At 56.1% G+C, this 13,215-nt stretch carries 11 protein-coding genes; 8 read left to right on the top strand and 3 right to left on the bottom strand.

Features of this window, described 5'->3' with window-relative positions:
* The first annotated feature begins 1 nt into the window (after position 1).
* The 7 genes from D0C27_RS13915 (at position 2) to D0C27_RS13885 (ending at position 8,053) form a co-directional block, all read left to right on the top strand.
* Complete coding sequence (locus D0C27_RS13915) at positions 2-1,126, top strand: ABC transporter permease (protein WP_021446932.1); 1,125 nt, start codon at positions 2-4, stop codon at positions 1,124-1,126.
* A gap of 54 nt (positions 1,127-1,180) precedes the next feature.
* Complete coding sequence (locus D0C27_RS13910) at positions 1,181-1,621, top strand: phasin family protein (RefSeq protein WP_230940634.1); 441 nt, start codon at positions 1,181-1,183, stop codon at positions 1,619-1,621.
* 5 nt (positions 1,622-1,626) lie between these two features.
* A complete protein-coding gene (gene phbB / locus D0C27_RS13905) occupies positions 1,627-2,373 on the top strand; it encodes an acetoacetyl-CoA reductase (protein ID WP_026484632.1) in 747 nt (248 codons plus the stop codon).
* 70 nt (positions 2,374-2,443) lie between these two features.
* A complete protein-coding gene (locus D0C27_RS13900) occupies positions 2,444-3,628 on the top strand; it encodes an acetyl-CoA C-acetyltransferase (protein ID WP_088450668.1) in 1,185 nt (394 codons plus the stop codon).
* 28 nt (positions 3,629-3,656) lie between these two features.
* Complete coding sequence (locus D0C27_RS13895) at positions 3,657-6,401, top strand: DUF3141 domain-containing protein (RefSeq protein WP_240688259.1); 2,745 nt, start codon at positions 3,657-3,659, stop codon at positions 6,399-6,401.
* 37 nt (positions 6,402-6,438) lie between these two features.
* Positions 6,439-7,191: an SDR family NAD(P)-dependent oxidoreductase gene (locus D0C27_RS13890; RefSeq protein ID WP_060186352.1), complete on the top strand. Its 753-nt coding sequence runs from the start codon at positions 6,439-6,441 to the stop codon at positions 7,189-7,191.
* 109 nt (positions 7,192-7,300) lie between these two features.
* Positions 7,301-8,053, top strand: coding sequence for an SDR family NAD(P)-dependent oxidoreductase (locus tag D0C27_RS13885; protein ID WP_021446930.1), 753 nt, complete (start codon positions 7,301-7,303; stop codon positions 8,051-8,053).
* A 176-nt stretch (positions 8,054-8,229) separates the two neighbouring features.
* Here D0C27_RS13885 and D0C27_RS13880 read toward each other — a convergent pair whose 3' ends face one another.
* From D0C27_RS13880 to D0C27_RS13870, 3 genes are all read right to left on the bottom strand, one after another.
* Positions 8,230-9,489, bottom strand: coding sequence for an FKBP-type peptidyl-prolyl cis-trans isomerase N-terminal domain-containing protein (locus D0C27_RS13880; RefSeq protein WP_060186353.1), 1,260 nt, complete (start codon positions 9,487-9,489; stop codon positions 8,230-8,232).
* On the bottom strand, positions 9,486-9,848 hold the full coding sequence (locus D0C27_RS13875; protein ID WP_060186354.1) for a hypothetical protein: 363 nt from the start codon (positions 9,846-9,848) through the stop codon (positions 9,486-9,488). The genes D0C27_RS13880 and D0C27_RS13875 overlap by 4 nt, the downstream gene beginning before the upstream one ends.
* Positions 9,849-10,175: 327 nt before the next feature.
* Entirely contained in the window at positions 10,176-11,372 is a 1,197-nt protein-coding gene (locus D0C27_RS13870; RefSeq protein WP_137431187.1) for an MFS transporter, read from the bottom strand.
* Between the two features lie 219 nt (positions 11,373-11,591).
* On the opposite strand from D0C27_RS13870, the gene D0C27_RS13865 reads away from it, so the two are divergent.
* Positions 11,592-12,938: a PLP-dependent aminotransferase family protein gene (locus D0C27_RS13865; RefSeq protein WP_137431186.1), complete on the top strand. Its 1,347-nt coding sequence runs from the start codon at positions 11,592-11,594 to the stop codon at positions 12,936-12,938.
* Positions 12,939-13,215: the final 277 nt, after the last annotated feature.

Raw genomic sequence — 13,215 nt, 5'->3', positions numbered from 1 at the left:
GATGAGAAAACTCAAGAATGTACTGTTGCTGGGCCGCAAGGAGCTGTGGAGTCTGGCGCGTGACCCCATGATGCTGCTGCTCATTGTGTACGTGTTTTCGGTCTCGATTTACACCTCCGCGACCGCGCAGCCCGAAACCTTGAACAATGCGCCTATCGCGATTGTGGACCAGGACCAGAGCCCCTTGTCAGCGCGCATTACGTCGGCTTTTTATCCGCCTGAATTCATCCACCCGCACATGATCGAATATGGGGAAATGGACTCGGGCATGGATACGGGGCAGTTCACCTTTGTGCTGAACATTCCACCGAACTTTCAGCGCGATGTGCTGGCCGGACGCAGCCCCGAAGTGCAGTTGAACATTGACGCCACCCGCATGAGTCAGGCCTTTACCGGCAATAACTACATCCAGCAGGTGGTGATGGGCGAGGTTAACGAGTTTGTGCGGCGGTATCGCAGCATTGACACCTTGCCGGTGGATCTGGCCTTGCGGGTGCGGTTTAACCCCACACTGGAAAAAGCCTGGTTCGGCAGTATTGCCGAGGTCATCAACTCGGTGGCGATGCTGTCCATCATCCTGACCGGAGCCGCCCTGATCCGGGAGCGCGAGCACGGCACGATCGAACACTTGCTGGTGATGCCGGTGACACCGGGCGAGATCATGGCGTCCAAGGTCACGGCCATGGGACTGGTGGTCCTGGTGGCGACGGCGGCGTCGCTGAATTTTGTGGTGCGGGGCCTGCTGGGCGTGCCCATTGAGGGTTCCATTCCCTTGTTCCTGTGCGGCGCCGTTCTGTGTCTGTTTGCCATGACTTCCATGGGGATTTATCTGGCTACCTTGTCGCGCAGCATGCCGCAGTTTGGCTTGTTGTTGATGTTGACCTTGCTGCCCATGAACCTGCTCTCGGGCGGACGTACCCCCCGCGAAAGCATGCCTGAAATTGTTCAGAACCTGATGCAACTGGCTCCCACTACACACTTCGTGTCCCTGGGGCAGGCCATCTTGTTCCGGGGGGCTGGCATTGAAACCGTATGGCAACCCTTTTTAGCCCTGCTGGTGATCGGGACGGCTTTGTTCCTTCTGTCACTGCGGCGTTTTCGTAACACCATCTCTCAGATGGCTTGATGGACTGGGCCCCGTCAGGGGGCACTTTTTTCCTTTAAGGAGATTTCGATGAGCATGGAAACACTTCCCCTGGATCTGTACAAGGCCAATGTTGAGTTGCAACTGCGTATCACGCGCCTGCTGCAGGAGGGCGGCCATCGTTGGCTGGAGTCCGTACAGAAAAGTAATTTGCGCAGCATGGAGCAGACCACGGCCGAGATTGAAGGCTTGTTGCAAACGGGTAACTGGCAGTCCTTGGCCACCTTGCCCGCCGACACGTTCTGGCGTTTGTTCCAGCACGGCGTTAACGACAGCCAGACCATCAATCAATTAGCGATTCAGAACCAGACCGAGTTCACCTCCGGTTTGCAGGAAGCGCTGGAAGCCTGGCAGAAGTCGGTGATGGCGGTGGTCAGCAATACCAGTGCGGCCGTGCCAATGATGGATATTTTCAAGCAGTGGGGCGCACCTTGGGCAAACGCTGCCAGCGCCTCTGACACTAAAAAGGGAGCATAAGCGGTATGTCTACGGTTAAACGCACGGCGTTGGTGACAGGTGGGATGGGCGGTCTGGGCCAAGAGATCGCCCGTGCCCTGCATGATGCGGGCCATCAAGTTCTGGTGACTCACTCGCGCAGCGAGGCCGATGCCCAGGTCTGGCTTAAAGAGCAGGCCGATGCAGGTTATGTGTTTCAGGGCTATCACGTTGATGTGGCCGATTTCGAATCGTGCCAGCAAATGGCGCAAGCTATCGAGAAGGACGGTCTGCAAGTCGATATCCTGGTCAATAACGCCGGTATTACGCGCGATGGCACGTTCCGCAAGCTGAGCAAAGACAAGTGGGACGATGTGCTGCGCGTCAATCTGGACTCGGTGTTCAACGTGACCAAGCCGTTTATTGACGGCATGCTGGAGCGTACCTGGGGCCGAGTGATCAATATCTCGTCCATCAATGGCAGCAAGGGGCAGTTCGGTCAAACCAACTACTCGGCCGCCAAGGCAGGGATGCACGGTTTCACCAAGGCCTTGGCTCAGGAGGTGGCGCGCAAGGGCGTGACCGTAAACACAATTTCCCCCGGTTATCTGGCCACCAAAATGGTCATGGCCGTGCCTGAAGATGTGCGTAACAGCATTATCGCGGGCATCCCGGTTGGCCGTCTGGGCAAGCCCGAGGAAATTGCCGCTCTGGTCACCTTTATTGCCAGCGAAGCAGCTGGATTTATGACAGGTAGTAATGTCGCCATGAATGGCGGCCAGCATATGTATTAAGCCAGATCCGGTTCGGCTGCTGCCTGTATGGGCCCGCTTGTCGGGCCTGCGACTTATGAAAGGAATGGATATGCACAAAGATATCGCCATTGTTGCTGCGACTCGTAGTCCCATCGGCCGTTTTCAAGGGGGGCTGTCTACGGTGCCCGCCCACGATTTGAGCGCACAACTGATTCGTGCCGTGCTCCAGAGCACGGGCGTTGCAGCCGAGCAGATTGATGAAGTTATTCTGGGCCAGATTCTGACCGCCGGCGCTGGTCAGAACCCGGCTCGTCAGGCCGCGGTGAACGCTGGCCTGCCTTATGAAGTTCCCTCCATGTCCCTGAACAAGCTTTGCGGTTCAGGCTTGAAAGCGGTGCATCTGGCGGCTCAGGCCATCGCCCTGGGCGATGCCGATCTGGTGCTGGCCGGTGGTCAGGAAAGCATGAGCCTGGCTCCCTTTGTTGTACACAAAGCCCGTACCGGCTTGGGCCTGGGCCACGCCATGATGGATGACACCTTGTTGCGTGACGGTTTGACCGACGCTTTCCACAACTACCACATGGGGATCACGGCCGAAAACCTGGCCGAGCGCTACGGCATCACCCGCGAACAACAAGATGCTTTTGCGGTGGAGTCCCAGCGTAAAGCCGTAGCCGCGATGGAAGCCGGACGCTTCAAGGACGAAATTACCCCCATCGACGTACCTCAGCGTAAAGGCGACCCTGTGCGCGTTGAGGCCGACGAACAGCCGCGTGCCCAAACCACGCTGGAGTCCTTGGCCAAGCTGCGTCCTGCCTTCAAGAAAGACGGCACGGTTACCGCCGGCAACGCGTCCACCATCAACGACGGTGCAGCCGTACTTTTGCTGGCCAGCGCAGAGAAAGCCAAGGAATTGAGCCTGCCCGTTCTGGCCTGGATTCGTGGCTGGGCCAGCACGGGCGTAGATCCGGCCATCATGGGTATTGGCCCGGTATCGGCCAGTCGCAAGGTCTTGAAGAAGGTGGGTTGGGAACTGGATCAACTGGACTTGATCGAAGCCAACGAAGCCTTTGCCGCTCAATCGCTGGCGGTGGCCAAAGACTTGCAGTGGGATATGGACAAGGTCAACGTCAATGGCGGTGCCATCGCTTTGGGTCACCCCATTGGTGCTTCCGGCGCGCGCGTGCTGGTGACCTTGGTTCATGAAATGCGTCGCCGTGGTGCCCAGAAAGGTCTGGCCACCTTGTGCATTGGCGGTGGTCAAGGCGTAGCGATTGCCATTGAGGCCGCTTGAACAGATAGCTGATGGAAGGGAGAAGATGATGACAGATAAGTCTCGTGACGACAGCACGGCCTGGTCCTCCTGGATGATGAATCCCTGGAACCTGGGTCAGACCGTCTCCTCGTACCTGGTGGACGCCTGGCAGCGCGCCATTCTGTATGCCGATATCGAGCGTCAGGTCGGGGATCAGTACCAGGCTCAACGCAAGGTTGAGGTGCCCAATGTGCTGAACTTCCCGGCTGAACTGGTCATGTCGGGCCTGAGTCTTCCCCGACCCGTTAACTATCTGATGGTGCGCATTCTGGCACCGGAAGATCAGCCTACCGATCCCAGCAAACGTCCTTTCCTGGTGGTGGACCCCAGGGCAGGGCACGGACCGGGGATCGGTGGCTTCAAGTCCGACAGTGAAATCGGTGCTGCGCTGCAAGCCGGGCACCCTTGTTACTTTGTTGGTTTTTTACCGGACCCCGTTCCCGGTCAGACCGTCGAGGATGTGATGCGAGCCCATGCTGCCTTTGTCAGCAAAGCGGCTGAATTGCATCCGGAAAGTCAGGGCAAGCCGGTGGTGATTGGCAATTGTCAGGCGGGCTGGCAGGTCATGATGGCCGCCGCCGTCTGGCCGGAGCTGTTTGGCCCCTTGATTCTGGCCGGTGCGCCCGTGTCCTATTGGGCCGGTCGCAACCCCATGCGTTATGCCGGTGGTCTGCTGGGCGGCAGTTGGCTGACCGCCCTGACCAGCGACCTGGGCAATGGCCGTTTTGATGGTGCGTGGCTGGTCAAGAATTTCGAGAACCTGGACCCGGCCAATACCTTGTGGTCCAAGCAGTACAACGTGTACGCCAAGGCCGACACCGAGGCCGAGCGCTATATCGGTTTCGAGAAGTACTGGGGGGGTTATGTCTTTTTGAATGATGTGGAAATGCAGTACATCGTGGACAACCTGTTCATTGGCAACAAGCTGTCTACAGCCCAGTTGTTGACGTCGGATGGCATCCGTATCGACCTGCGCAATATTCGCTCGCCCATTGTGGTGTTCAGTTCCTTTGGCGACAACATCACGCCGCCTGCACAGGCCCTGGGCTGGATTACTGACTTGTATCTGGACGACGATGATGTACGCAGTCACGACCAGACCATTGTGTTCACGACCCATGATCGTATCGGGCACCTGGGTATTTTTGTGTCGGGCAGTGTGGGCAGTAAAGAGCACCGCAAATTTGCCAGCACGATTGATCAAATTGACCTGTTGCCCGCCGGAATTTATCGGGCCACTGTCGAGGAAACGCCCGACGACGACACCTTATTGAATGACCCCTATCTGATGTCGGTGCGTCAAAGCAGCCTGGCTGAAATTGCGGAGATTGTGCAGCCTGATCCCGAATCTGATCGCCGCTTTGCTGCCGCTGCCCGTCTGTCGGAAATCAATCTGGCTTTTTACAAGAGCACCTTGCAGCCTTGGGTAAAAGCTTTGACTACGCCTTATACCGCCGCGTTGCTGGAAGCATTGCATCCCATGCGCTTGTCTTACGAGTCCTGGACCAGCGCCCATCCCTGGGCCGCAACGATCCACCAATGGGCCGAGAATATCGCACAGCAGCGTCAGACTGTGGATGAGGATAATCCTTTCCTGGAGGCGCAGGAGAATTTCTCCCAGGCCATGGAACGGGTCTTGAATAATTATCGTGACCGCCGCGACAGCATCTATCAGATCTGGTTCGACACCGTCTATGGCTCTCCTTTGCTGATGGCCCTGGCCGGTCATGCACCGGGCGATTCCATCCCGGCGCGTCCCCATCCTGGTAGTTCGCCCGAGCATCTGGCCTTTGTACGCCAGCAAATGCACAGATTGGATGGCTTGTTGAACGAAGGCGGTTTGCTGGAAGCAGCACTGCGTGGTTTGTTCCATATAGCCAAGCAGCGCAACAGCGTGGACGAGCGTTATCACCATGCCGCCATGCGTTTGCGCGAGCAATACGACACGGGCAATTTTGATATTGAAAAAATGCGTGCTGCGATTCGCGAGCAGGCCCTGGTGCTGGCGCACCACGGTCATAAGGCCGTGGAAGCGATTCCCCATTTGCTTAGCAAGCAGACGCCCGAGGAAATTCGTCTGGTGGCATCCCTGATCAAGCAATTGATCAGCGCCATCGACGAACAAGACCCTGCCTCCGAGGCGGTAACTCAAGCTTCCCAAGAAGTTCTTGGCTTGTTCGAGTCGGCCGCCAAACAGCAGGAGCAGGGCGAGAAATCGAGCAGTGCAGGCACCAAGCCCGTCGCCAAAACAGCAAGCAAGGTCACAACGAAAGCAGCTGTTAAAACGACGCCTGCAGTGGCCAAGAAGTCGGCTGTTCCTGCGTCAGTAAAGCCAACGGCGGCCCAGCCAGTACAGAAAATGGTCGTGAAATCGACTGGTACATCGTCACCAGCTACGACCGCTAAAACAGCGGCAACAGCACCAGTGAAAGCAGCCGCCAAGCCCGCAGCTGACAAGCCTGTTGCTCGCTCCATGGGTGATACCAAGGTTGGCGCCACGACAAAAGCAGAGGGTAATACAGCGGCCAAACCCCAGGCCAAATCGGCGGAGCCCAGCAAGGAAACGGGTAAAGCGACCCGCGTTGCTGGGACTCCAGCCTCCGCCGTTTCAAGCTCGGCAGCTCCTGCTACAAGCAAATCGCCAGTATCTAAACCTGCCATGAGCCCATCGCCAGCATCCGGACAGAGCAAGGCTGTAGCTCAGCCTGCCAGCACGGGCGCTCCGTCCAGGACTCGTCAGCGCAAATCCTGAGATTTGGCGTGAATGAATTTTTGAAGGAGTTTTGAGTATGAAGTATTCATTTTCCGGCCACTCTGTTCTGGTAACGGGTGCAGCCTCCGGCATTGGTGCCGCCACGGCCCGCATGCTGGCGGCCAATGGTTTGTCGGTCGTGGTGTCCGACGTACAGGCTGATGCCGTGCAGGCCGTGGTCAAGGAAATTGAGCAGGCCGGTGGCAAGGCCGTGGGCAATGTGGCCGATGTCACCCAGCCTGATCAAGTAAAGGCGGCTGTTGATTGCGCCATTGAGCATTTCGGGGCCTTGCACTTTGCCGTCAATAACGCCGGTGTGGGCGGGGATTCCGGCCCGGCTGGCGAAATGGACCTGGATGGCTGGCGTCGCCTGATCGACATTAATCTGAACGGCGTAGCCTATGGCCTGCGCTATCAGATCCCCGCCATTTTGGCGGCAGGGGGCGGCGCCATTGTGAATATGTCTTCCATCATGGGCCTGGTTGCCAATCCGACATTGCCCGGCTACAACGCGGCCAAGCATGGAGTCGTCGGCCTGAGCCGTTCTGCGGCTTTGGAGTATTCCTCCAAAGGCATACGCATCAATACCATCCACCCCGGTTATGTGGATACCCCCATTCTGTCGGGCTTTGATGAGGCCGCGCGCGCTGCTTTGGTGGCCCAGCACCCGATTGGTCGTTTGGGCCATGCGGATGAAATCGCCCATGCCATTGCTTTCCTGCTTTCGGATGGTGCCAGCTTCATGACGGGTGCTTGCATGGTGGCCGATGGGGGCTACACCTCTATTTGAGTTGGGGGATCACGTCGCTGCGAGAACAAAATCAGTATTTCAATCCAAAATTAGCCAGCGAAAATCCGGGCCCCACTTTTACTGGGGCCTATTTTTAAGGAGTTCCACAATGAAGTATTCATTCTCTGGTCACTCTGCTTTGGTGACGGGGGCAACGTCAGGTATTGGCGCTGCGACCGCACGTGTGCTGGCTGCGAATGGTTTGTCTGTGGTGGTGTCCGGTAGAAATCGTAGTGCCCTGGAGGAGGTGGTCAAGGAGATCGAACAAGCGGGTGGTAAGGCGGTAGCCCAAGTAGCCGATGTGACCAAGCCCGAGCAAGTGAAAGCCTTGGTGGATTGTGCCATTGAGCATTTCGGCGCTTTGCACTTTGCTGTCAATAATGCAGGCATTCTGGGCGGCTCCAAGCCGGTTGGGGAGATGGATCTGGATGATTGGCATCGCCTGATCGATACCAATCTGAATGGCGTAGCCTATGGCTTGCGCTATCAGATTCCGGCTATTTTGGCAGCGGGTGGTGGGGCGATTGTGAATATGTCGTCCATCATGGGCCTGGTGTCCAATGCCCGCTTGCCCGGCTATAACGCGGCGAAACATGGGGTAGTGGGGTTGAGCCGAGCCGCTGCGCTGGAATACTCCTCCAAAGGCATACGCATCAATACGATTCACCCCGGCTATGTGGATACACCGATTCTGTCGGACTACGACGAGGCGGCGCGGGCTGATCTGGTGACTCAGCATCCTATTGGCCGCTTGGGGCATTCAGATGAAATTGCCCATGCCATTGCCTTCCTGTTGTCGCAGGGGGCCAGCTTCATGACGGGAGCATGTCTGGTGGCCGACGGGGGCTATACCGCTCGTTAAGCGACAGGTTTGGCGGCTCTTTTTTTGTGTTGGAGCCGCCATCCTGTGTTGGGAAATATACTGATGCCGACATCCGACATCCGACATCCGACATCCGACATCCGACATCCGACATCCGATACCTGATATCCGGCTCGATCCTTGATGCGGAGGAATGGGGCACCTCTATTCCAGTCTTATTTCACACCAATAATTTTGATGGTAGTGATCGATACCGAGCCCGGCAGCACCCCAGTAGCAGCATGAGCCTCGGTGATAGGGATGTGGATTCTTGCCGAACCGCCAATACCCAGTTGTTTGACGATATCTTGGAATAGGGGCGGCAAGTTCGTGGTGAGACTGGTTTTGGTTTCTCTGGCCGCCAGTACCTCACCTGTGGCCAGTTCCTCATCCAGTTCAAACAGAATGTCGCTGCTAGCGGTTACCATGGGCGCCTTGCCCTTGCTCAAGATTTTGTAGACCACACCATCAGGCATTTTGATTGCGCCTTTTTCGGCTCCAGCCGCCGCAAGAACAGACTTGGCCTGTTTCTCGTTCTTGGACAGCATGGCTTGCTCCAATAACTTGTCTACGTTGGCCAGCTCCACAGAAATGATGCTGGAGGACAGCTGCAGGCGTTGATCGATCTTGTCGCTGAAGCCTTGTGAGAAGGCTTGCAAATCCAGTGTTTTGCCAATGGATGCCAGCTTCTGTGTCTCGTGCGGCGCACTGTCCGCATACCAGGCTCCGATGGCATAGCTAAGGCGGATATCTGGCGAGGCTGCATCATTCACAATCATGCGCCTGGGGGCTCCGCCAGATTCGGCCTTGCTGGCAGTAAGAGCCTGCGCGACCAGTCTGTGCTGCAAGTCCTGTTTTGTTTCCTTCAGATCATCAATTTCTTTTTTGAGGGTGGTGATTTCAGCCGCATTTGCAGCCAGTCTGCTGTCTTGTGACTGGCCATTAGACAGCTCCAGGCTTCGGTCTCTTTGCAGGCTTTCCAGTTCTGATGCCAAAGCATGTTTCTGATTCAGCTCCTCTTCCAGACGCTGACTCAATTCCTTGATCCGTGCTTGGTTCTGCTCCTGATCGATAGCAATGGGCGCCAGGACCAGAGCCCCATCCGGTTCTGCCTGTAGCTGCTGGAGTTGTTGTTGCAGTTGGCTATTCAGGTTTTCGGCATCCGACAGGCGCTGTTGCAAGGCGATCAACTGAGTATTGGCTTGATGCAGTTCGTTGCGGAGCAAGGCGTGGCTGTTGTCCTGATCAGAATCGACAGCGAAAGAGGGGACGGTATTTCGCTTTACTGGATTTGAGGCGGATTGGGGGCGAGCTAGGCCGTCGCCAATAATGTTTTCCTGGGCCAGGCGGTCCAGTAAACCTGTTCCAACCGAGTGAGAGGCCTCATAGAAAATCAGCAAGGTGCAGCACAGGGCTACATTGAAGTACTTTTTCATAGCTTGTTCAGGGATTGAACGCGATCGACCATATTGGAATAGACGGCGTTGTTGATCCGGATGCAAACCAGGGAAAGCATTTTATTCACTTCGGTCAGCATGATTTCAGACGCATTTTCATCAATCAGAGATGCATTGGCCTTGTAGATGCCAAAGTTCTCATCAATGGTCTGCATTTGCTGTCGATATTTCTCATAAGAGACGGGGTCCAGCTCTTTTAGCGCCGCGAATTCCTGATAGCACTTGTCTTCCTTGCCCGACGCGGCGGATTCCGGGGTGGGCCGAACAGGGGCGCTAGCTTGGCAAGCAGAAAGAAAAAGAGCGACCAGGATGGCCGCGCCGGGAACAGCGAATCGCATAAACACCTCGAGACGTTCGACTATCTTTATTCAGATTCTTTTAGGGGACGAGCATTGAGTTCGAGCGTTGCAGCCAAGTTGGGACATGCAGGCCATCGCTGGCTGTGGTAAGTGATAGCCTCGCGTGGCGTGATCAGAGTGTCTGGGCTTGTGCTGCACGGGAATTGGACCATGCAGATGCGGGCAGAAAATTAAGAACTATCTGATTTTCACGGCTTGCGATTATCGACAGGAGTACAAAAATCCTGCCGCTTTTCATAGGAAGCCGTGACTGTGCAGGGGCGGGCTTGAAAGCCCGCTAGCGTGTTCAGTGGGTAAGGTCCGGATCTATGGCTTGCCTGATGTTTGGGGCGGGATATAGATCAGCGACAGAAGCAGTAGCGTCAGGCAGATAAGTCCGGCCAGAATATTGGTGCCGCTCCAGCCAGCAAAGCTGAACAGGAAGGCAGGGGCAAAGGCACCCAGTGTGGCAAAGATGGAGACGCCCAGATCATTCAAGCCCTGTACCGCCATAGCTTGCGGCTTGCCTTCCAGACAGTTGCTCAGCAAGGCACTGCCACCGACATAAGTAAAGTTCCATCCCAGCCCCAGCGTTAACAGGGACAGGCTCAGTGCCGTATAAGTATGAGCCACGATATTGGCCAGACTGCTGAGCAGCAAGAGCACGATGCCGCTGATGGCAATGGTTTTCAGGCCAAATTTTTGAATCAGAAAGCCGGTGAAAAAGGAGGGGGCAAACATGGCCAGCACATGCCATTGAATGGCGGTGCTGATATCCGAGAAATGCACATGAAGATGGGACATATGCATGGAAGCTTGAATCATCAGCAGATTCATGATGCCGTAACCTATGGCCGCAATGCAGATGGCAATGGCCAGGGTTTTGTTGTGCAGCACCAGCCCAAGTGCCTGGCCACGGCTTTTTTTCCCGAGTGCCGCGCCATGACTCGGTTTTATTTCTTTGATGAGCAGATTCAGCATCAGCGACACTAGGGCCAGAACGGTGAAGGCAGCATAGCAGGCGGCAAATTCCTGTCCGAAGCTGCTGCTTTTCAAACCCCGTATCAGCATTGGGCCTGACACGGCGGCAACTACCCCGCCAGCCACAACTAATGAAATGGCGCGTGGTTTCAATCTGTTGTTCAGTCCGTCCGTGGCCGCAAAGCGATTGAAGTTGGCAAAGGCAATATAGATTCCCAGCAGGGCGTGTGAGGCCACCAGCCAGGAAAACAGCTTCATTTCTATCGCCCAATATCCCACCACCCCCGATACAGCCAAAGGCAGGCTTGCCAGCAGAAAGGATTTCTTGCGACCTATGGCAGCCATCAATCTGGAGGCGGGCAAGGTAAAGAGCATCACAAACAGGAACTGAAAACCGTAGGGCACGGTGGATAACCAGGGCTCGGGGGCCAAACTGCCACCTACCAAAGCAGCCATGGTGACAGACATGACGGCAGTGGTCAGGTTGATGGATTGGGCCAGAAAGTAAAGGTAGGTTCTGTAAGGAAGGTGGGTGGCAGTCATGGTGCTACGTGGCGAGGGATATTGAGGCTGATCGTGCAGTCAGGAACAGCGGAAGTGTGATGCAACGCGTTCTGCATGTGCAGGAGAAAATGCTGGTCACGCCTGCACATGCTGGTGGGGATTTTGGCCTTGTCGGGGGCCCCTGTCTCGAACAGTCGGTGTACTATCCTGAAAACTGTTAGCTAATTTTTTCTAACAGTGTTTGGGGAGCAGGCAGGTATGGGTTTTCATGAGCGTTTGAAGGACGCCATCCTCCAGGGCGAGTGGGCGGTAGGGCAGCAGTTACCTTCGATTCGCAAGATGATGGCAAGGGAGGGTTTGAGCCATCACACAGTCGTCAGTGCGTACACCCGTCTGGTGGGTGAGGGCATGCTGGAGGCCTTGCAAGGGCGCGGTTATTTTGTGGCCCGCTGGTCCGGTTTGAACGAGGACCTGCCCATTCTGCCGTCCGAAGCCCCGATGGATCCCTTGTTTAAACTGCTGCAGGCCAGGCCCGAGCAGTGCAAGCTGGGCTGTGGTTGGTTGCCCCTGCCTTGGCGGGATACGGATATGCTGGCCAAGGCCATACGCAAAACGGCCCGATCTGGCCGTAGTGGTTTGGTGGAGTATGGCGATATTCATGGGTATCTGCCGTTACGCAAGCAGTTGTCCCTCTTGCTGCGTCAATCGACCTTGATCCAGGTTTCCCCTCAGCAGATTTTGACGACCCTGGGAGCAACGCAAGCCTTGGATCTGATCTCGCGCACGGTGATTCGCGCCGGGGATCATGTTCTGGTGGATGAGCCTTGCAGCAGTAATTTGATCAAGCTGATTCGTTTGTGCGGTGGGATACCTGTCGGGGTGCCTCGTCTGGCGGATGGGCCGGATGTGGCGGTGCTGGATCGTATTTTGCAGACTCACAAAGTGCGGGCTTTTTTCTGCAATAGCACTTTTCATAATCCAACTGCTGCGGGTTTAAGTCCCAAGGTGGCTTTTGAAGTGCTGAAGCGCGCAGCCGAACACGATTTTCTGATTGTGGAAGATGATGTGTATGGGGATTTTTTCCCTGGTGTGCGTCAGACGTTTGCGGGGTTGGGGGATTTTGAGCATGTGGTCTATATAGGCAGTTTCTCCAAGTCGCTGTCGGCTTCCTTGCGTATCGGATATCTGGTTTGTGGGCCGAAGTTGATGGAGTCCTTGCTGCGTCTGAAATTGTTGACCAGTGTGGCCGTACCGGGGTTTTGCGAGCGTTTTGTGAATACGATTCTGGCCGATGGCACTTATGCCAAGCACACGCAGGCGATTCAACGCCAGTTGATGACGCACCAGCAAATTGCGCAGAAGGTGCTGAAGGAATATGGCTGGGAGTTCGAGGTACAGGCGCAAGGTGGGATGTTCTTGTGGGTTCGGCATCCGGATCTGCCGGATTTGGCGGATTTTATTCAGCGGTTGGAGAGCAAAGGGGTCTTGCTGATGCCGGGAAGTGCGTTTGCCGTCAGCAAGGAGTTCAAGGACAGGACGCGATTGAATGTGGCGCATTTGATGCCTGCGGTGTTTGATTGTCTGGATGTGAGTGTGGGAGCTTGATTCTTGGTCAGTATCTGGGTTTTTTTGCCAAGACGCCCCTCAAGCCCGCCGCCCGACCAATCGGCTGAGCCCTTGCCGGTGCTGCGCACCGGTGCCCTTGGCGTACCATTGCTCCGGGCGCGCCCTTAACTCCGGGGGTGACTGGTCCCCCGGACCAGCCACAAGCGTCCCCGTCAAACAGAAGGGCGCTTGCATCCCTACGCAATGGTTCGCCGGCGGCAAGGACTCTGACCCGCCGATTGGTCGGGCGGCGGGCTTGAGGGGCTTGGGAAATACA

The sequence above is a fragment of the Alcaligenes faecalis genome, assembly GCF_005311025.1.
Taxonomy (GTDB): Bacteria; Pseudomonadota; Gammaproteobacteria; order Burkholderiales; family Burkholderiaceae_B; genus Alcaligenes; species Alcaligenes phenolicus.
The sequence above is the reverse complement of the archived record's forward strand: the minus strand, read 5'-3'. Positions and strand labels throughout refer to the sequence as shown.